Origin of the sequence: Ureibacillus sp. MALMAid1270, assembly GCF_049202975.1 — a bacterium.
Taxonomy (GTDB): Bacteria; Bacillota; Bacilli; order Bacillales_A; family Planococcaceae; genus Ureibacillus.
This window is the reverse complement of sequence record NZ_JBMIRP010000089.1, coordinates 1-18680: the sequence shown is the minus strand read 5'-3', so window position 1 is coordinate 18680 and position 18680 is coordinate 1. Positions and strand designations below refer to the sequence as shown.

Annotated in this window: 25 protein-coding genes; 23 read left to right on the top strand and 2 right to left on the bottom strand. The window is 34.5% G+C overall.

The features are described from left to right. Positions 1 to 123 precede the first annotated feature (123 nt). The 10 genes from ACOQFO_RS11725 (at position 124) to ACOQFO_RS11680 (ending at position 4336) form a co-directional block, all read left to right on the top strand. Entirely contained in the window at positions 124 to 411 is a 288-nt protein-coding gene (locus ACOQFO_RS11725; protein ID WP_421689849.1) for a hypothetical protein, read from the top strand. A 123-nt stretch (positions 412 to 534) separates the two neighbouring features. Next, on the top strand, positions 535 to 981 hold the full coding sequence (locus tag ACOQFO_RS11720; protein ID WP_421689848.1) for a hypothetical protein: 447 nt from the start codon (positions 535 to 537) through the stop codon (positions 979 to 981). A 160-nt stretch (positions 982 to 1141) separates the two neighbouring features. Continuing rightward, the gene (locus ACOQFO_RS11715; RefSeq protein WP_421689847.1) at positions 1142 to 1261 is read left to right on the top strand and encodes a VOC family protein; all 120 of its coding nucleotides are present in this window, start codon (positions 1142 to 1144) and stop codon (positions 1259 to 1261) included. Further along, on the top strand, positions 1246 to 1413 hold the full coding sequence (locus ACOQFO_RS11710; protein WP_421689846.1) for a hypothetical protein: 168 nt from the start codon (positions 1246 to 1248) through the stop codon (positions 1411 to 1413). The genes ACOQFO_RS11715 and ACOQFO_RS11710 overlap by 16 nt, the downstream gene beginning before the upstream one ends. A 254-nt stretch (positions 1414 to 1667) precedes the next feature. Further along, complete coding sequence (locus ACOQFO_RS11705; RefSeq protein ID WP_421689845.1) at positions 1668 to 2138, top strand: immunoglobulin-like domain-containing protein; 471 nt, start codon at positions 1668 to 1670, stop codon at positions 2136 to 2138. 40 nt (positions 2139 to 2178) lie between these two features. Then, positions 2179 to 2460, top strand: a complete 282-nt coding sequence (locus ACOQFO_RS11700) for a hypothetical protein (protein WP_421689844.1) — start codon at positions 2179 to 2181, stop codon at positions 2458 to 2460. Between the two features lie 20 nt (positions 2461 to 2480). Next, on the top strand, positions 2481 to 2696 hold the full coding sequence (locus ACOQFO_RS11695) for a hypothetical protein (protein ID WP_421689843.1): 216 nt from the start codon (positions 2481 to 2483) through the stop codon (positions 2694 to 2696). Positions 2697 to 2750: 54 nt separating this feature from the next. After that, positions 2751 to 2936 carry a hypothetical protein gene (locus tag ACOQFO_RS11690; protein ID WP_421689842.1) on the top strand — a complete coding sequence of 62 codons (186 nt, stop codon included), beginning with the start codon at positions 2751 to 2753 and terminating at the stop codon, positions 2934 to 2936. Between the two features lie 99 nt (positions 2937 to 3035). Beyond that, a complete protein-coding gene (locus ACOQFO_RS11685; RefSeq protein WP_421689841.1) occupies positions 3036 to 3578 on the top strand; it encodes a hypothetical protein in 543 nt (180 codons plus the stop codon). A 236-nt stretch (positions 3579 to 3814) separates the two neighbouring features. Further along, positions 3815 to 4336 (top strand): hypothetical protein, encoded by a 522-nt coding sequence (locus tag ACOQFO_RS11680; protein WP_421689840.1) that lies wholly within the window; start codon positions 3815 to 3817, stop codon positions 4334 to 4336. A 280-nt stretch (positions 4337 to 4616) separates the two neighbouring features. Here the strand turns inward: ACOQFO_RS11680 and ACOQFO_RS11675 are convergent, their stop codons facing one another. Next, entirely contained in the window at positions 4617 to 5048 is a 432-nt protein-coding gene (locus ACOQFO_RS11675; RefSeq protein WP_421689839.1) for an ASCH domain-containing protein, read from the bottom strand. 1031 nt (positions 5049 to 6079) lie between these two features. On the opposite strand from ACOQFO_RS11675, the gene ACOQFO_RS11670 reads away from it, so the two are divergent. Both ACOQFO_RS11670 and ACOQFO_RS11665 read left to right on the top strand, forming a co-directional pair. After that, on the top strand, positions 6080 to 7699 hold the full coding sequence (locus tag ACOQFO_RS11670) for a spore germination protein (RefSeq protein WP_421689838.1): 1620 nt from the start codon (positions 6080 to 6082) through the stop codon (positions 7697 to 7699). Positions 7700 to 7723: 24 nt separating this feature from the next. After that, on the top strand, positions 7724 to 7969 hold the full coding sequence (locus tag ACOQFO_RS11665) for a hypothetical protein (RefSeq protein ID WP_421689837.1): 246 nt from the start codon (positions 7724 to 7726) through the stop codon (positions 7967 to 7969). Between the two features lie 142 nt (positions 7970 to 8111). Here the strand turns inward: ACOQFO_RS11665 and ACOQFO_RS11660 are convergent, their stop codons facing one another. Continuing rightward, the gene (locus tag ACOQFO_RS11660; RefSeq protein WP_421689836.1) at positions 8112 to 9386 is read right to left on the bottom strand and encodes a M20/M25/M40 family metallo-hydrolase; all 1275 of its coding nucleotides are present in this window, start codon (positions 9384 to 9386) and stop codon (positions 8112 to 8114) included. A gap of 249 nt (positions 9387 to 9635) precedes the next feature. Here ACOQFO_RS11660 and ACOQFO_RS11655 point away from each other — a divergent pair, with 249 nt between their 5' ends. The 11 genes from ACOQFO_RS11655 (at position 9636) to ACOQFO_RS11605 (ending at position 18356) form a co-directional block, all read left to right on the top strand. Beyond that, positions 9636 to 11021, top strand: a complete 1386-nt coding sequence (locus tag ACOQFO_RS11655) for a M20/M25/M40 family metallo-hydrolase (protein ID WP_421689835.1) — start codon at positions 9636 to 9638, stop codon at positions 11019 to 11021. Beyond that, positions 11012 to 12229, top strand: coding sequence for a M20 metallopeptidase family protein (locus ACOQFO_RS11650; RefSeq protein ID WP_421689834.1), 1218 nt, complete (start codon positions 11012 to 11014; stop codon positions 12227 to 12229). Before ACOQFO_RS11655 ends, ACOQFO_RS11650 begins: the two co-directional genes overlap by 10 nt. 14 nt (positions 12230 to 12243) lie before the next feature. Then, complete coding sequence (locus ACOQFO_RS11645; protein ID WP_421689833.1) at positions 12244 to 13803, top strand: ABC transporter substrate-binding protein; 1560 nt, start codon at positions 12244 to 12246, stop codon at positions 13801 to 13803. A 153-nt stretch (positions 13804 to 13956) separates the two neighbouring features. Further along, positions 13957 to 15258, top strand: coding sequence for a hypothetical protein (locus ACOQFO_RS11640; protein WP_421689832.1), 1302 nt, complete (start codon positions 13957 to 13959; stop codon positions 15256 to 15258). Between the two features lie 243 nt (positions 15259 to 15501). Then, the gene (locus ACOQFO_RS11635; RefSeq protein WP_421689831.1) at positions 15502 to 15936 is read left to right on the top strand and encodes a hypothetical protein; all 435 of its coding nucleotides are present in this window, start codon (positions 15502 to 15504) and stop codon (positions 15934 to 15936) included. A gap of 145 nt (positions 15937 to 16081) precedes the next feature. Then, positions 16082 to 16405: a hypothetical protein gene (locus ACOQFO_RS11630; protein ID WP_421689830.1), complete on the top strand. Its 324-nt coding sequence runs from the start codon at positions 16082 to 16084 to the stop codon at positions 16403 to 16405. Then, a complete protein-coding gene (locus tag ACOQFO_RS11625) occupies positions 16392 to 16601 on the top strand; it encodes a hypothetical protein (protein ID WP_421689829.1) in 210 nt (69 codons plus the stop codon). The genes ACOQFO_RS11630 and ACOQFO_RS11625 overlap by 14 nt, the downstream gene beginning before the upstream one ends. A 169-nt stretch (positions 16602 to 16770) precedes the next feature. After that, entirely contained in the window at positions 16771 to 17001 is a 231-nt protein-coding gene (locus tag ACOQFO_RS11620) for a hypothetical protein (protein ID WP_421689828.1), read from the top strand. Positions 17002 to 17130: 129 nt separating this feature from the next. Beyond that, positions 17131 to 17346, top strand: coding sequence for a hypothetical protein (locus ACOQFO_RS11615; RefSeq protein WP_421689827.1), 216 nt, complete (start codon positions 17131 to 17133; stop codon positions 17344 to 17346). Between the two features lie 280 nt (positions 17347 to 17626). Next, positions 17627 to 17836: an RNA polymerase sigma factor gene (locus ACOQFO_RS11610; RefSeq protein ID WP_421689826.1), complete on the top strand. Its 210-nt coding sequence runs from the start codon at positions 17627 to 17629 to the stop codon at positions 17834 to 17836. Positions 17837 to 17870: 34 nt separating this feature from the next. Next, the gene (locus tag ACOQFO_RS11605) at positions 17871 to 18356 is read left to right on the top strand and encodes a peptide ABC transporter substrate-binding protein (protein WP_421689825.1); all 486 of its coding nucleotides are present in this window, start codon (positions 17871 to 17873) and stop codon (positions 18354 to 18356) included. Positions 18357 to 18680 lie beyond the last annotated feature (324 nt).

The window sequence follows — 18680 nt, the reverse complement described above, 5'->3', positions numbered from 1 at the left end:
ACAAGCATTTTTCCGCTCCTCATTCTAGAAAGATGCTTTTCAGAAGAAAAATAATCATGATTCTTTCAAAGGGATCGGGAATCTAATCGTTTTTGGCCTAAAACCCTGATTTATGTTCGAGGTATGAATAATTCAGGTTTTCATTTCGAAACTCACATTGTTTTTAACAATAAAGATAGAGTTGTTCATGCTGGTTATATAACTGGTGGTGATATTGATATTGTAGATAACTGGACGGGATCTATAGATGGCGGAACTTATATTAACGAAAATGGAGTACCCATTACGTTTAATGAAATAAGCAACATATACATGATGGTGGAGTGGCAGGATACAGGTAAAAAAGAAAGTGTATCTGAAAGAATTGATTTATATAATAAATCAAACAAAGATCAAACCTTCTTTAACTAAATAGTATGTTCTCAAATTTTATAATTATCATAACTGGAAGGATATCCTATATGTAATGAACATAAAGTTTTTATTTATCTATAATAATAGTAGATAACTATTTAGAATAGGAGGTTTGATATCATGAAGAAATTGGTTTTAATCTTAATCGGATTTATTCCCTTTGTGATAGGCTTACAAATGAATACATGGTTAATGGAAAATCAAGATCGTGTATTGCCGTTTGAAATAATTGGAATTGTATTTCTTATTTTTTGGATATTGGTCGGATTTATAACTAGTAAGTTTGAAAAAACACCATTAAAGACGGCCATCATTATCAATCTACCTGCATTTCTAGTTCTCTTACTAATCATGTATCAAAGTATAATATTAGGTCATACTTGGCCAAACCTATTTGGATTAGCTACGCAAATGTATTTCTTACCGTTGGTTAATATTTCATCTAAAATAATTGGAATATTATTTTTCTATGTTCACATTTGGTCAGCAAGTTTATTGGCCTTTTTACTCATGTTTGTTGCTTCCTATTTTGGCAGTTATTTAAGAAGACGTCTAGTTAAATCGTGACCATAATAATTCAACTTACTTTTACAATAGGCAATAGGGTGTTTCTTAATGAAAGAGAAATGCCCATTTTTTATTAATTTGGGAATAATGTATCCATGAGATTTTTCTGAAATAAGCGAATTTATTTAGCAAGATAACACGAGCATTGGAGGTATATAAATTGAAATTTCAAAAAATCGATCATGTTGGTGTAATCGTAAATGATCTTCCGGCTGCAAAAGAGTTTTTTCTCGAGTTTGGACTAGAAGTAAAAGGGAATGGGAAATGGAAGGAGATTTGATGGGGTATGCGGTTGGACTAAAAGACGTTAGAGTTTCATGTGTTGGATTGGGTATGCCAGAAGGACAAACATGGATAGAGCTCATCAAATTTATTTCCCCAACAAATGAAGATGTTCACCAACAAAACTTTGCAAACACGCCGCGAATCTGACATATTGCATTTGCTGTTGAAGATATAGAAGCTGTTGTTGCAAAACTAAAAACGAAGGGGATCGAGACTTTTAGTGAAATACAACAAAATGAAGATATTTATAAATTATGCTTCATGCGTGGTCCAGAGGGAATTATTTTGGAGTTAGCTGAGGAAATGAAATAGTTTTCTAATGGGACACTTTTCCTGTCCCCAATGTCCCTGTCAAAGCAAAAATTCCGTTCTTTTTTAATAGTCTTATAGGGGGGAAGATGATGAAGTTAAGAATTATCCTTGTTTCCTTAATTGGTTTGGCAATGATTATTTCCGCTTGTTCCGGCAAATCGGGAGATGAATCATTAGTAAAATCTGAGTATGGAGATTTACCGAGTACATTTATTGAAGAACAAACAATCATTCAGGTTACTACCGATAAAAAAGAATACTCAAGCCAAGTGAACGAAATAACATTAAGCATTGCGAATACTGGTACAACAGCTGTTGGTTATGGAACATCTCTCTATGTGGAAAAGTTGATAAATGGAAAGTGGTATCAAATTCCGTACAAAAGACTTGCATTTGAGGATATTGCCCTGGGGATAGAAGCTAATTCAAGTTTCGATCAGGAAGTACCCCTTGATCATTTGTACTATCAATTTACAGAAGGCAACTATCGAATCACCAAATCCTTCTTTGTAAATGAAGATAAATTTGTTCTTGGAGCGGAGTTTGAAATTAAAGAATAATAGTTTGAGTAATTTGCATTCGGTTTCTATAGGGGGATATATGAAGTACTTTTTATTATTCATTGCGATGGTATTAATCGTTGCTAGATTTCATTGGTATATTCGTGAGAAGAAGATTAAAAGTAGTCTATTGAGATATAGTCTGTTTAGTATTTTTTCAAGCGCAATTTTAGCAATTCTACACATGAATACGCATGATATTTTTGATGGAGAAATTAATAAAAACGAGTGGCTTAGCCTATCAGCTATCTTTACTGCTTATATGATCATCGCAATTTTTTATCCTATTTTAAGACATACGATTGATAAGTATAGCGATTAGGAATTTAGGGGGGGCTTAACGTGAAAAATACGAAATTAAGAGTCATTTGGATTATTCCTAATGTGATTTGTTATTTAATGTTAATCGGCTACTCAACTTTTGTCGCATTGAATGCAAAAGGCTTAGAAGAAATAAATAGTTTGTCAACATCGGTAATCATGATGCTCATGCTTCTCTTTGTCTCCGTATTTGGAAGTTATCGAATTTGGACATGGATTAAAGAAGGGAAAATGTAAATTATCTTAATTGTACTTTTGGTTAACTACTGGAATAATGGGAGGATATTGTAAGTGAATTTTTCTGGTAATCAAGCAGCTATAATTGATGTATTGTTTACGCTAATACCGATACTAATTGTAGCATTACTATTAAGATGGGTTCGAATTATTCGAGTAAATAGTGAAATTCAAATTGAACAAAACAAAGAGATCATATCATTACTTAAAGAAATAAAAGAGAAGAATAACGTCAATTGAGCAGCTTTCTTATTCAACTACCGGGACAGGTTAATGTACGAAGGTTTGCCAATTCTAATTATAAATATGAACTAACTCAAAAGGAGGGGGAAGTGATAAATGATAAATATTTTCGTAGGACTAATATTTGTTTTCTTCAAAACAAATTTAAGTTTTCTGGATATCGGAGCGACTTATTATATAACCAATATAATTGGTTATATATCGTTATTTTTTGGGATAACCGAATTGGGAAGAACAAATCAAAGACTGCTAAAGGTTAGACCTTATATCATTATCATGATTGCCCACAGTTTTATCATTTTCTTATTAAATATAACAGGTAATTCTCCGATAATGTTGCCTTTCTCAACTTCCCTTGAGGTTATTTTAGCTTATGGTGGGCTTCTGTTTATTGTTGCAGGTATGTTTATAATATTTGCCATTATCTCCGAACTATTGAAAGATTTACATAGTAAAAAGAATAAAGTGTGGTTATTTAATCTTATAAACATTATTATGTTGCTATTCATTTTAGCAGGTATCAGTGCTTATTTTAACATGTTTGCAACTACTATAATGGGTACTTTATTATTACTCGAAGTATTATTTTTAATTGGCTTTTATTACGTTTTCCAATTGAAAAGTGAGAAATACAAATAAGATTTCCAATATAAACGATTTTTCTTACACTTATTCTTTAAAGATAGTAAAAGCAGTAAATAGTTTCTAATTATGCTAGCAAGGCATAATTTAAAGAGAAATTACTTTTCTTATTGAAGTAATGGGGCGGTTTGTGGAATCAATAAATAAACGTAGGCGTTAATCCAAGAAGGATTAACATCTTTTGTTTGAAGATATTGAATGTAAATGAACTAACCAATGGGGGAATTATATAAATGAATTTTTACAAATCTTTTTTATTTGTATTTCTTGTATTGTTTATAAGTGGGTGTTCAAAAACAATATCATTAGAAAGTGTGGAAACTGTTCGAGTTGAGGTTGTTGGTAATGTGACACAATTCGATTTTGAAAATGTAGAATATGAATCGATAAATGTGAATGATATACTAAAAGATGACGATTTGAAAGCGAAGTATTCATTCATTATGATTGATGATGATTATTTTGAAACTGTTTCAACTCTACAATATGTTGAACGATTTGAAGCCTTACAAATGCCAATTTTATTTGTGGACACCATAAAAGGTCATCTCCCATTTATGCGTGAAACAACTCAAAAAATATTCAAGAAAAAAATATACTCTGAGTATATCGAAACAGATAAATCAACTGTTATGTTACGATATCCACTCCCTGCAATCGCGGATGGGCTTTTTTACTGGTATGATAAGGATCAAGAGACATTATCAATACAGGATTTTGAATATATAGTTAAGTTTATTTATGGTGAACATTAATTGCAAACTAGAAAATAGAATCCTTATTTTCAAAATAATAATCTTGAACCAAGGCGTTGATCCAAGAAGGGTTAATGTTTTTTTTGTTGAAGTTATTGAACGGGGCAGGATGGTTCAAGAAGAATGAATATTACATTATGGATAAGCTATATAGAGTAGAATTTTATGTGTAAAGGAGCGTTAGGATGTCTAAAAAAATAAAGAAGCTAGAAGATTTTGTGCGTGAAATGTGGGTTCCTGAAGGAGCTGATTCAGCGCATCGTGTGTAATGTATCAGCTCCTATAAAATTAAAACATGCTCCCATAATCCTAGCTTTCCCTTTGCTGGAATAAATTCATCCAATATTTGCATATCCTCAACTACCCAAGCATAACCTCCCACTATAAAGTTGCCCATAAAATAGTCATTCCCTGATACGATTCGACCATCCTCCAGAATTGCCCATGTCTCATTGTTTTCAGTTACCTTCAAACAATCTACAAGTTTGCATACAGCAATAATCTGGCCAGTTGGAAGATTCTCTGGTGTGTATCCGTGCTTACCAAGCAACGACTTTATGGCTATATGGTTAGAGACGTCTTTATCAAATTTTTTACTTGTGTGAATGGCAAGTGGCCCCCGATAATTCGTTCTCCATGACCTTGTTTCATATGTTGCCTCTCTAAGGACAAAAAGGCTTGCCCACGGCTGGATCATTGATAAAACCTTCATTCTGACAGCCTCCAACCTATAGAAGTTTATTTTGATTATAGAGTGTTCCTTTAAAGGAATATTATGAGCAAAAGGAAGAATATCAGTTCACGGAGATATTTGAATTTGTAAGAAATCCCTGTATTCAATAAATATTAGGGATTTTTGTCGTTTTAATAGACTTAGGGATTTCTGTGAAAAATAGGGACCTTATTGAAGAAAGGCCACCGTTTGTTGAATAATTATGCCTTATTGAGCTTTTAGAGTATAGTTTCTGTTTTGTCATCCCATTCTACTGTTAATTCTATTTCAGTATATTCTGTAACAAAAGCACAACCACAACAATTGCTATTTCCTTTGCTTTCTAAAACTCCACCATTTGTTAATGTTCCAGTTCCACTTAAAGAACTTGTGTGATCTTCAATTTTATAATTTATTTCACTACCTCCTACGCTTTCGAGGTCTTCACCTTGATACTATAGTACAAATTTTGGTATTTCCTTGTCATCAGCTTGCATAACTGTTATTTTTGCAGACCAGTTTTCGCTTCCCCGTTTTCACACTATCAGCCCCATTAGCTTACTAATAAAGGTTCATTTTCTTCTTTAGATTTATTTAATTCAGCCAAGTCAATACCTAAGCAGCTGTATGGACAACTTTTTTGTAGTACTTAAACAAAACGATACAGTGGTGATAGAAATAATTAAATTTATGAGAATTTTGCTTGAGCTGTATGAGATATTTATTTATCTTTCTAAATTTTGGGGCACCTAGTTTGTAACGATGCTTGCCAAAGACCCCTATACGTCTTTCTCCACTTTCTAATTCATTAATTTAAATAAATCTTAGCAATATAGGAAAACAGCTCAATAAAAAAGACAAGCCGTAACGTTTGCAATGATTTGATTTTTTCGGCTAACTGTTCAATTTTTCTTATTAAATACTACACTGTTCTTTAATTCAATATCTATATTGTTTGATAGAAAATCTTGAATAAAAGGGTAGTTTAATGGAAATATATTTGATGAATAGAAACGAAAGGTATTGGTGCAATGTTTTCATTTTTAAAACGGAAAAAGCAAAAGAAGAATAGTAACAATCAACAGGAAAACAGTCCAATTGAAACTATTGATAAATTACCGAATAACATCGATACCTCATTGTCCTTGAATCTGGAAGTCATTAAACAAAGAACTGGAAATAGTACAGATATTGTCATCAGGCCGGTTAAACTCGGTCAAGATCCTAAGGTTAAAACGGCCATTGTATATATTAAAGGGTTGGTGGACAGTCAAACTGTTAACGACTTTTTGATTGAAGCCATGAATAATAATCACTCACACCAAGATCAGATAGCTCAACAAGGGGTAATCGATACGATTGCCGAAATTGTTGCTGTCGGTGGGATAAAAAAATTAAGTGACTGGGACGAACTTTTCACAGAATTGATATCAGGTAATACGATCATATTTATCGAGGGAATAACCGAAGCACTAAGTGTCAGTACCCAAGGTGGGGAGAGACGTTCCATTCAAGAATCGACTACTAATGTCTCGATTCGCGGGTCGAAAGAAGCGTTTACTGAATCAATCGAGACCAATATTGCCATGGTACGTCGGATAATCAATACACCAGATTTGTGGATCGAATCCATGAAAATTGGCAAAATGACAAAAACAGATGTTTCCATTATGTATATAAATGGCATAGCTAGGAATGAAATCATCGAAGAAGTACGTAGACGATTAAAAAAAATTGACATCGATGGTATCCTAGAATCCGGTTTTATAGAACAGCTGATTGAAGATCAGACAAATACCACTTTCCCAACTATACATCATACTGAGAGGCCCGATGCAGTGGCAGGTAATCTTCTTGAAGGAAGGATTGCCATATTCGTAAATGGGACTCCTTTTGTGCTGATGGTCCCAGCCTTATTTATTGACTTTTTTCAATCGGTTGAGGATTACTATGAACGTTTTGATATCTCAACAGCCATTCGTTTATTACGTATTGTCATCTTCTTTATATCCCTTGTTGGGCCTGCAATCTACATCGCTGCGACCACCTTTCACCAGGAGATGATTCCAACAAAACTGGCTGTCATTGTTGCGGCTCAGCGGGAATCTGTTCCTTTTCCTGCATTTGTCGAAGCACTCATTATGGAAATAACATTTGAAATTTTAAGAGAAGCAGGTATCCGAATGCCAAAAGTGATAGGTTCTACGATATCCATCGTAGGAGCGCTTGTTATTGGGCAAGCAGCGATTCAGGCAGGTATTGTTTCACCTGTCATGGTCATTGTCGTCTCCATCACTGCGATTGCCAGTTTCGCAACCCCTTCCTATGCAATTGCAATTTCTGCTCGATTGGTTAGATTTATTTTTATGTTCTGCGCAGCAACATTCGGCTTTTATGGAATGATTTTAGCGTTTATCATCGTGATTGTTCACTTAACCAGCTTACGTTCATTCGGTGTTCCCTATATGACACCCCTAGCACCGTCCATTAGAGAAGAAGCAGGGGATACCGTTGTCCGAAGGCCACTTTGGGGTTACAAGAAAAGACCAAAGATGATTACCGGCCGAAATAAGGTTGGGCAAGGGGAAAATCAGAAGCCACATCCTCCAGGACCTCGTACCATGATACAAAGCAAAGGTATTCGTAATTGAATTGGAAAAGGGAAATATTCGCTTATGGAGCGTGATAAACAATTGAAAATCTTCGGTATTTCAATTTTGATGTCAGGATTATTAATTGGTTTTTCAATTGGTATGGACATACTTTTAGGATTTGACTTAAAAACTTCATTTAAGAATGCCACAAATCCTTTTTTGGTAATGGAGACAACTGAAATAGTTATTTTTTATTTCTTAATCATTATTTGGGCAGCTTGTTCGATTCGTTTATTTCTAATAAAAAGAAGTAAGAAACAACAATAGGAAAAAATCTGCAGTCTATGATGAATTTGTTGGGGGGAAGAAGGTGCTTTCATATGATGTAAAGCGTGAAATTGAAAAAGAATAATAAAACCTCGAATTAAATCGAGGTTTTAATTTGTAACTTTGCTGTATTCCCTAAATACTATAAACTCGCTCTTTTTGCTAGCAATGGCTCCGAAACATCCTCTAATCCAACAAGCCCCAATACTGTTAAAAGTAAATTCTGCACCCCATAATAAGCATCCTTAGGGTCAAAATATTCATTTAACGTATGAATTCCTCCAAAATCGCCACCACCGCCAAGGGTTACGGCTGGGATTCCTAAAGAAATCGGAATATTTGAATCGGTACTTGATGCTGGATTTGAATCCGGCTCAAATCCAAGAGTGGATGCGGCAGCTGCAGCAGCTTGCACAATGATTGCATCTGGGCTTTGGGAACCAGCAGGGCGATCTCCAACTTGTTCAATAGTCACAGTGATATCATCGGATCGATTCCAGCGAAGATTTTCTTCATCTTTTGCTTGTTTGATAATAGTTAATACTTTATCTTCCAACAATTTTAACTCTTCTTGAGAGTTTGAACGTAGATCAATGAACATCTCAGCTTTTTCAGAAATGGTATTGATGGATGTTCCACCTTCAATCACGCCTACATTAAAAGTAGTTTTTGGATTGGCTGGTGTTTCTATATCTGCGATTTTCCCAATTGCTCTACCCATTGCATGAACAGGGTTTGGTGTTCCAAATGCACCGAAGCTATGGCCACCTGGTCCTTGATACGTGACTTTATATCGTTTGCTGCCCGTGCCTAAATAAGTAATTCGGCTTGGCTCACCAGGTTCAATGGAAATAAACCCGTCAATATCGTTTCTATTATTAAATAAAGTCTTAACGCCGCGTAAGTCTCCTAGACCTTCTTCGCCAACTGTTGCACCTATAATCAAATCGCCAACTGTTTGTAAATTAGCCTCATTTAAAGCTCTCGTAAGCGAAAGTACAACAGCTAAGCCTCTACCGTCATCAGAAATTCCAGGAGCATATACTTTTCCATCTTTTCTCTTTGCAACAACATCTGTTCCTAGAGGAAACACTGTGTCTAGGTGGGCACATACTACTAATTTTGGACCGTCACCACTTCCTGGTCTAATTCCGAAAACATTTCCTACTTCATCTACGGTAATATCCTGAATGCCAAGCTCTTCAAGTTTTTTCTTGTAAAGCTTGCCTTTTGTTTCTTCCAAAAATGTTGGTGCCTCAATTGCTGTCAGTTCGATTTGTTCTTCAGTCGTATTGTCATTATCATCTTTCAGAAAGGAAAGTGCTTTCTTCACTTGAGGGTTAGAAGTTAGTACATTAAATAGACTATTCACTTGTTCACTAACGACGATTTTTTCTGAAACGGTTTCATTAATCATTCTTTCATCTCCCATATCTAAATAAAATATAAGCCCGTTTATTATTTAGATGCATATTAATCTATTTTAAGTTATCAGTCAATTAAGAAAGTTAGAGTGCTAGATTATAAATTCAAAAAAAGTATAAGACTAGAAAAACATTTTCTAACAATTCCAAATAATTAGAAAGTTACTTGACTAGTATTTTTCTATTGTTTATCATTAAGGAAATAATTTTGGCAAATTTCCGAAAACAGGGGGTATTCAGGAGTGGGGAAAACTATTAATGAAATCATCAATGAAAATCGTGACCTTTATAAACAATGGCTCATTGATTTTTGTGCAGTTCCGAGTGTAGCAGCGCAGAACAGAGGGATGGAAGAAAGCAAAAAATTTCTTCAACATTTATTTGATACTTATATAAAAGAGGAAGTTGAATTTATTGAAACAAGTGGATATCCAGTTGCTTATTCACATATAAAGTCTGATTCACCTTATACGATTAGTTTTTATAATCACTATGATGTACAACCTGAAGATCCAATTGAGTTATGGAATTCACCACCTTTTGAAGCGACTGAAAAGGATGGAAAAATTTATGCGCGCGGCATTGCTGATAACAAGGGGAATCTAATCGCGAGGCTTGCAGCGATACATGCGTTGAAACAACAAAATCCGAAGCTTCCAATCAACGTAAAGTTTATTTTTGAAGGGGAAGAAGAGATTGGAAGTATTCACCTTTCAGAGTTCGCTGAGAATCATACAGATAAAATTCAATCTGATGGCAATGTTTGGGAGTTTGGCTATCGCGATGTGGATGGTCGCCTACAAGTTTCACTTGGCGTAAAGGGGATGCTTTATGTTGAACTTTCTGCTGAAGGAGCAAATACGGACCTTCATTCTGCTAACGCATCTATTATAGAAAGTCCTGCATGGAGACTTCTTTTTGCATTAACTAGCTTAAAGGATCAAAACGATAAAGTTTTAATTCCAGGATTTTATGATGACGTGATTGAGCCAACAAATGAAGAAATTGAATTTCTTTCCCAGTATTTATTTGACGAAGAGGCGAATAAAGAGCATCTTGGAATCTCTCAATTTGTGAATAATTTAACAGGATTAAATTTAAAAAAGAAGCATTTGTTTGAACCAACATGCAACATTTGTGGAATTAACTCCGGATATACAGGAGAGGGTTCAAAAACAGTACTACCTAACCATGCATTTGCAAAATTAGATTTTCGATTGGTACCAGGACAAGATCCAGAACGAATTTTAAAACTGTTACGAGAACATTTAGATAATCAAGGGTTCCAGGATATAAAGATTAAAGAAATGTCCGGTGTTCAAGCAGCAAGAACTCATCCAACTGAAACAATCGTAGAGGCAGTGATTGAAACAGTAACTGAAAGCGAAGAAATGTCTCCAAATATCGTACCAAATACACCAGGAACAGGGCCAATGTATGATTTATGCCAGCGTTTCGGTATCCCATCTGTTTCCTTTGGTGTTGGTCACTACGCATCAAATAACCATGCACCAAATGAAAACATTCGTGTGCAAGACTTTTATAAACATATTGAACAAGTTGCGGACCTTATTGTGCGATTTGAAAAAAAACTAGCAAGTAAAGGAGTAGTAAAATCATGCAATTAACACAAAGCGAGGCATTCAAAAACGTAGAAAGTAAATACCCCGATATTAACGAAGCGATTTTACGAAATTTAGAAAAGGTCATTGAAATTCGTAGAGATTTAAGACAGCATCCAGAACTATCATTTGAGGAAAAACGAACATCTAGTATTGTCGCAAACTACTTAAGAGAGTGGGGCTACGAGGTTCAAGAAGGTGTTGGCGGTACCGGGGTTGTTGGTTTATTAAAGGGGAAAAAACCAGGTAAGGTAATTGGGCTTAGAGCAGACATGGATGCCCTTCCGATGAATGATGAAATATCAGAATCGTATAAAAGTATCAATGATGGTGTTGCACACACTTGTGGACACGACGTTCATACTTCGAATCTATTAGGGGTTGCAAAGGTTTTTAGTGAGCTAGGTCTTGAAAAGGGAACGTTAAAACTAATATTCCAACCAGCTGAGGAGATCGGCCAAGGTGCAAAAGCAATGATTGATGATGGCGTGTTAGAAAATCCAAAAGTAGATTTTCTTATTGGCTTACATGTTGCGCCTATTATAGATGTAGGCGAATTCTCTCTAGCAAAATCAACATATGATTGTGCAGCAGTTGATATTTTTGAACTTGTCATAGAAGGAAAAGGTGGGCATGCAGCGCACCCTCATAAAGCCGTAGACGCAGTGATGATTACTGCCCAAGTATTAGTTGCAATGCAGCAAATCGTTAGTAGACAAGTAGATCCACTAAAGCCAGTAGTTTTAAGTTTTGGTCAAATCGTAGGGGGAACAAAAGGAAATATATTACCAAGTACTGTCACAGTGAATGGAACGGTACGAACATTAGATCCGGATGTTAGAAACCAAGTCCCAGAGTCAATGGAGAAAATCGCTAAAGGCATTGCAGAGTCATTTGGTGGACAGGCGCATTTAGATTATCAAAGGGTTACACCTTCAATGAGTACAAATGAGGATGCGAAAAATGAATTCGGTGAGCTAGTAACCGAACTGTTCGGCGAAGAATCTATGCATTGGTTAACTCCTTCAATGGGAGGCGAGGACTTTGCCTATTTCTCAGAACTTGTTCCATCTTTATTCTTCAGACTTGGTACAAGATCTAGTGAACAAACCGATTACTCCATTCATCATCCGAAGTTTAATATTGATGAACAAGCGATTCGCTATGGCATGACGTTATTTAGTAGTTTATCATACAAATTTTTAAATGAGTAAAAGGGGGAATAGATATGAAAAAGACATACTTAATTCTAATTATGGCTTTTCTATTAGTACTATCAGCGTGTAGCAACAATAGTGAAGGTACATCAACATCAACATCTGAAAACGGGAAAACAACAGACCAACAAAGCGAGAAAAAGGTATTAGTCATTGCTAACGGGAATGATATGGTTTCATTTGATATCCATAATCACAACAATACGAGTACAGAAGCGATCCACGTTAATATGTTTGACTACTTAGTTAGAAATACAGGAAATGGATTTGAAGGAGTATTAGTTGAGAGTTTTGAAAACATCGACGATACTACTTGGTCGTTTAAACTAAAAGAAGGGATTACATTCCATGATGGTTCCCCATTAACTGCAGAGGACGTAAAGTTTTCCCTTGAACGCGCAGCAAAAGACAACACTTTACTTGAACATGGTAGTTATAAACAAATTAAAGAAGTAGTCGTTAAAAGTGAACTAGAATTTGATATTGTCACTGAAAATCCAGAACCAGCACTTTTAAACCGTATTTCTCGTATTGGTTCAGGAATTTTACCAAAGAACTATATTGAAGAGAATGGTTGGGATACATTTTTACAAAAACCAATAGGATCAGGTCCATACAAATTTAAAGAATGGAAAAAAGATGACCGTGTCGTCCTAGAGAAAAATGAAGATTATTTTGGCGGAACACCAAAATGGGATGAGGTAGTCTTCCGTTCTATTCCAGAAGATTCGACTCGTGTATCTGAAGTGATCACAGGTGGTGTTGATATTGCGGTGAATATTCCACCTACAGATATCCAAAGAATTGATTCAACTGATGGTGTATCAATTGTAAAATCCCCTTCACAACGTGTAATGCTATTAGCTCTTCGAACAGGTGGCAATGGCCCAACTGCTGATCCAAAAGTTCGTGAAGCAATTGATTTAGCGATTGATAAGAAAATCATTGTCGATACACTATTACAAGGTATGGGAACTGTAACAAGAACTCGTGTTACGCCTGGTAATGTTGGAGCAAACGAAAGCCTTTATGGTGTTTCCTTATATGACCAAGAACGTGCTCGTGAACTACTTAAAGAAGCTGGATATGAAGATGGTTTAACAGTCACAATGTCATCTCCAAGCGGACGTTATTTAAAAGATAAAGAAGCAGCAGAATTAATGACTGCGATGCTTGCTGAAGTCGGTATTACAGTTAAACTTGAGTTTTTAGAATGGAGTAGCTTTAGCGAGAAATATCAAGGCAAATCGTTTGGTGATATTTTCATGATTGCTTACGGAAACTCTATGTTTGATGCCTCACTTGCGTTAGATCGTCTAAAGTTTGAAAAAGCAGCTGGAGAAACTGATTACAACAATCCGGAAGTAGAAAGTTTACTTCAAGAAGCTGAGAAAAACATGAACTTAGAAGAACGCGCACAACAATATATGAAAGCACAAGAATTGATTGCAGAAGATCGTCCGTACATCTACTTATATCAAATGGATTCAGTTTACGGAGTCAACGATCGTATTCAATATAACCCGAATTTAAATGAAATGTTTTATGTGGATGAAATTACTTTGAAATAATTGAAGGGAGGTTCGACCTCCATTTAGGAGATGACACCCGCCTTATATATAACATGCGGGTGTCATTTTCATTCACGAAGTCAATCATCTTACTGTTTGTTCACCCTTTACAAACAGAAGCAAAATTGAAAATGTAAAGGAGAGTAAAGGAAGATGAAAGTTAAAATTGGTGCAATTGGAGCAGCGGATTCATTAGAAAAAATAAAAGAAGTCGCAGCAAAAGACAATCGGATTGAATTGATCGGTTTTTGTTATGACAATTATGGTGAATTAAAAAACATATTAATAGAACATAAAACAAAAGTAGATCAATGGATTTTCTCAGGCCAGTATCCTTACGATTATGCGATTAGACATCAATTAATCGATGAAAACGATGGAAGCTTTCCACCACTTCATGGAATTAGTTTTCTTGGAACCTTTCTACGAATTGTTAAGGAAAGAGGTCAATTCGTCTCAAAGATTAGTTTAGATACGATTGATAAAAAAATCGTTCAACAATTACTATCCGAATTTTCCATTGATGATTGTCTGATTTCCTTATCTCCATATGAATATACTAAATCCTCTGATGAAATTGTTGATTTTCATATAGAACAACATAGATTAGGAAATGCTGAAGTCGCTATAACGGGTTATTTATCCGTGTATTTAGAACTGACGAAACGAAATATTCCTTGTTATCGTTTAGTTTCTTCCGAACTTGCTATTCAAAAAGAGTTAGACTTATTGGTTACGAGAGCTCATTCACAATTAAATCAAAACTCTAAGGTTACGATTATCGGTATTGATGTAGTGGAAAAAAACGAGCAGTACTCGATATATGAAAAGCACAAACAAAGTTTAGAACTAGAACGTGAGTTATTAGAGCTCACTGAAAAGTTAAATGGAAGTTTAAGAAAAGAGAGTGGTCGTATATACATTTACACAACACATGGCGATTTCGAATTATCACTTGCTGACGAGTCAATACTTCAAACGATTCGTGGAATCCAACTTTCCACAAATGCAGAAATGAACATTGGGGTTGGCACAGGTTATACGGTGTATGAGGCAAAAATGAATTCAAATATTGCATGTGATGAAGGGAAACAGCGAGCAGGATCTAAGATGATTTACATAGATGAAAATAAAAACCTGCTGGACATTTTGAGTCGAGAGAAAAGTTTCGATACCTTGCCAAGGTTTTGGCAGGAAACTTTAAAAAAGCATAAATATTCAACTACCACGCCATTAAAAATCTATCGATATGTAAAACTAAAGCAAATTGAACAATTCGGAAGCGACCAGATCACAAATCTATTAAAAAATACAGATCGGAACACACGACGAATTTTAAATGACTTAGAAAAGATGGGACTTCTAGAATCGGTTTATGAGGAACCAATAGGAAAACGGGGACGACCGAGAAAGATTTATAGGATTGTAACGGAGATGAATAAGCCGATAGCTTAATGCTGTCGGCTCTTTTAGATCGATGTCGGGTTATATCCGAACCTACTAAATAATAAATAGAGGAAGACATTGGGGACAGTAAAAGTGTCCCAAGTTAGTGGGACAGAAAGACTGTCCCCAATGTCCCAACCTATCTGTATGGATAAGTAAATATGGAAATTAAATTAAAATTTGGAACCTATTTCATTGTTAAACCGTATTAAGATTAATAGGCTGACTATTCAAAAAATAGGAGGGGTAGCGATGAATAATAAGTGTCTATTATTTACTGGTATTGTGTTTATTTTTTTGTTAGTAACAGCATGTTCAGAAGATGTTATTCAATATGAAGCAAAGCCCAGCGACTTTGGAGATGGTGGATTTAGTAATAAAAGTGGACAGAGGATTATGGTGAATGATGGAGAATTGGTGATTATTAGCAATCTTTTTAACCGAGACAAGATGGTTATAACAAACAATCAAGCTATGGAAACTAGTATTGATAAGTTATTTAAACATGATGATTATCCTATGAACGCACCTCTGGAGAAAGTCTACAAAGATTTTAAAATTACAACAAAAGGAGATAGGTATTACTTTACAATAGAAGGGATGAAATTAGAATTTAAAAAAATCGGACAACGAATTATAGTTGATGAAGAAGGTGTGGAGTATACCACTTCAAAATATCCTGACTAACAAGATTTAATTGAATTTCATTTAAAAGATTGTTCTTCTTCAACTAACGCAGGCAATTCTTCAAGAAGGAGAATGCCCATTTCTTATTGAAGTATAGGGTTAGTTGAAGAAGATTATGGATTCTACTTTTTGGGTGTGATTTTAGATGAAAAAACTAGGTGTATTTATTTTTATCTTATTCATTGTTGGAGGATGCTCAGAAAAAGATGAAATAAATCAATTAACTACCAAATACGAGAACCAGTTTGGAGAGCAACAAAAGAAAATTAAGGAGCAACAAAAAGAAATTGAGAGATTGAAAGAAGAGATTGAAGTATATAAACTTGTTCCAGACATTAACTATAGACAATCTTTACAGGTAGCTGATCGTGAAGCAAGGATAATAATGCGACTTATTTCAAAAGGTAAATTTGATGAGTTAAAGAGGGAATATGATGTGAAATTTGAGGTTAAAGATGGGAAAATTTGATGTCCCGAAAAATAATACACCATTTCCAATTGAATGGGCTTCAAATTTCATGTATATCGGAAACTTTATAAAAGGTCCAGATAGCATAGATATTAGTTATTTTATCTATAATCCAACACATGATAGGTCAGAAATAATTTATATGACATTTGATAATGACATGAAGTTTCAATTCATTTATGTAGGAGATGCCTAATTAAAGGGTGTTTATTAGAGCTAGCTTGGAAGAAAATGATTATGAGTAGGAGGCGTTAATCCAAGAAGGGGTTAATTCCTTTTTGTCAACGTTCTTCAACTAAGGGAGGTTAGTTCAATAAACATGTTATCCTTTATTGAAATGTCAAATCTTAAAAAGGGGAAAGTCAGTGTATAGAAAATTTGGTGTTTTCTTTTTTACCTTTTTTGTTTTTTTATTTTGGCTTTATTTTGCAATATATGAATCTTCAATAGATAATTGGTGGACAGTTAATGAGATAAAAAAGACAACAGAAGATACATTAGCAATAGGTGTCTCAATGGTAAAAGTGTTAGTTGGTACAATTATATTTACTTTTAGTGGCTTTATTCTCTATTTATTGATAAGAAAGAGAAAGTAGTTACTATTTCACTAACGAAGGCAGTACACCAAGAAGGATTAATGTCTTTTTTTGTCAAAGTTATTAAACTAATTGCGCAGGTTAGTTGAAAACTGTTTAATATGAAAATTTATGAGGGAGGTATTTAATTTGAGAGACTTTATTGCTGCTTTTCTAGGTTGTTTTATTGTTGTGCTGATTGGAATATTTTTCTTAGGTGGTTTTATCTTAAGTAATATTTGGGGCTTAATTATATTTGTTACTTTCCTTTTAACTGTAATCGTAACTGTTTTTTGGAAACAGCAAATCCGAATTGAAAATTTAGAAATGAAACTCGAAAAGCTTTTAAATCCTGAACAGGATTAGGATTTCTGTTTAATAGTTTAATAATATATTTAACAGAACGGGTAAACATAAAGCGAGTGGTCTTCTATTGAATTAACGGAGGCTTTAATCAAAGAAAAAGAGAGACAACCTTTTTTGAATGTAACAGTATTTGTAGAGAAAATAACTATAGTCACGAAGCCATCAACTGATGGTTTTTTTAATTCTTGAACTTATATACAAACAATGAAAATTAAATATATGAATTCTGTGACCGATCAGGCACTTTTTGTGTCTAATGTTTTAAAGGTGGTGTTGGAATGTGATTGAAACTTGGTTTGAAAAGTATGTAGAACTCATTTATAAATACATTTTATTTATGGTGAAGGACTACCAAATTGCTGAGGATTTAACACAGGAGACCTTTATTTATTGGGACATTGGGCCAGTAAAAGTGTCCCAAGTTAGTGGGACAGAAAGACTGTCCCCAATGTCCCTTACAATAACAAGTTGTATTGTAACGGAATTATGAATTTACTCGTCTATAATGTAAAGGAGGGGGAAATTTGAAGTTTAAATATTTTAGTATTCTGTTTGTCTTATCGCTATTGCTTTCTGCTTGTAATAATGGAACAGATCCAAAGGAACATTTAGGAGAAATATATAGTATTGCACTAGACTCCATTATGGAACAGGATAAGGCATTAAGTAGTGATATGAAATATATAGCAATTGATATGAGTAATTTTGATAGAGTAGATGAAAGTGATAAGGAAGTAATTTTAAGCTACTTTAAGGAAAAATATAAAGTTGAAGTAATGGATGCTACTCTTGAACAACTGAAAGATAAAGGATTATATAATCCAGATACTCTGGTTTTAGATGGCGTACTTCTAAGAATTGAAAAAGTTGAATATAAGGTAAACAACAATATCCTTTTTGAAGGTTCCAAGTATCGTTCTGGTGATGGGGCTGTTGGAGTAGAAGTTGTAGTTCATTATAAAGATAATAAATGGAAATCCAAAGAAGTAAAAATGACTTGGATTAGTTAATTATTAATACACTAAAAATCTTTGATCCAAGAAGGAATCAATGGTTTTTTGAAGTTTTTGTACTATTGGGGTAGTTTAGTTAACATGAAATGGTTACCAAAAGCAATTTTGTATATGGTGATGACAGGGGGGACATTGGGGACAGTAAAAGTGTCCCAAGTTAGTGGGACACTTTTACTGTCCGAAGGCACTGAAAAAGTGAACTTTTTTCGATTTAGATTATCATATTTAGGCGCATAAATACCTAAATTTGGTATTTCCCTTTACTTGTTTATGAATTTTAACAATATGATTGAATTTTGCCTGCTTTTTAGAGGATAGTAT

What these genes read in the sequence shown, in the direction of transcription:
- ACOQFO_RS11725 (WP_421689849.1), top strand. Translation starts at nt 124, where the DNA reads ATGAATAATTCAGGTTTTCATTTCGAAACTCACATTGTTTTTAACAAT.
- ACOQFO_RS11720 (WP_421689848.1), top strand. Translation starts at nt 535, where the DNA reads ATGAAGAAATTGGTTTTAATCTTAATCGGATTTATTCCCTTTGTGATA.
- ACOQFO_RS11710 (WP_421689846.1), top strand. Translation starts at nt 1,246, where the DNA reads ATGGAAGGAGATTTGATGGGGTATGCGGTTGGACTAAAAGACGTTAGA.
- ACOQFO_RS11705 (WP_421689845.1), top strand. Translation starts at nt 1,668, where the DNA reads ATGAAGTTAAGAATTATCCTTGTTTCCTTAATTGGTTTGGCAATGATT.
- ACOQFO_RS11700 (WP_421689844.1), top strand. Translation starts at nt 2,179, where the DNA reads ATGAAGTACTTTTTATTATTCATTGCGATGGTATTAATCGTTGCTAGA.
- ACOQFO_RS11685 (WP_421689841.1), top strand. Translation starts at nt 3,036, where the DNA reads ATGATAAATATTTTCGTAGGACTAATATTTGTTTTCTTCAAAACAAAT.
- ACOQFO_RS11680 (WP_421689840.1), top strand. Translation starts at nt 3,815, where the DNA reads ATGAATTTTTACAAATCTTTTTTATTTGTATTTCTTGTATTGTTTATA.
- ACOQFO_RS11675 (WP_421689839.1), bottom strand. Translation starts at nt 5,048, where the DNA reads ATGAAGGTTTTATCAATGATCCAGCCGTGGGCAAGCCTTTTTGTCCTT.
- ACOQFO_RS11670 (WP_421689838.1), top strand. Translation starts at nt 6,080, where the DNA reads ATGTTTTCATTTTTAAAACGGAAAAAGCAAAAGAAGAATAGTAACAAT.
- ACOQFO_RS11665 (WP_421689837.1), top strand. Translation starts at nt 7,724, where the DNA reads ATGGAGCGTGATAAACAATTGAAAATCTTCGGTATTTCAATTTTGATG.
- ACOQFO_RS11660 (WP_421689836.1), bottom strand. Translation starts at nt 9,386, where the DNA reads ATGATTAATGAAACCGTTTCAGAAAAAATCGTCGTTAGTGAACAAGTG.
- ACOQFO_RS11650 (WP_421689834.1), top strand. Translation starts at nt 11,012, where the DNA reads ATGCAATTAACACAAAGCGAGGCATTCAAAAACGTAGAAAGTAAATAC.
- ACOQFO_RS11645 (WP_421689833.1), top strand. Translation starts at nt 12,244, where the DNA reads ATGAAAAAGACATACTTAATTCTAATTATGGCTTTTCTATTAGTACTA.
- ACOQFO_RS11640 (WP_421689832.1), top strand. Translation starts at nt 13,957, where the DNA reads ATGAAAGTTAAAATTGGTGCAATTGGAGCAGCGGATTCATTAGAAAAA.
- ACOQFO_RS11635 (WP_421689831.1), top strand. Translation starts at nt 15,502, where the DNA reads ATGAATAATAAGTGTCTATTATTTACTGGTATTGTGTTTATTTTTTTG.
- ACOQFO_RS11630 (WP_421689830.1), top strand. Translation starts at nt 16,082, where the DNA reads ATGAAAAAACTAGGTGTATTTATTTTTATCTTATTCATTGTTGGAGGA.
- ACOQFO_RS11625 (WP_421689829.1), top strand. Translation starts at nt 16,392, where the DNA reads ATGGGAAAATTTGATGTCCCGAAAAATAATACACCATTTCCAATTGAA.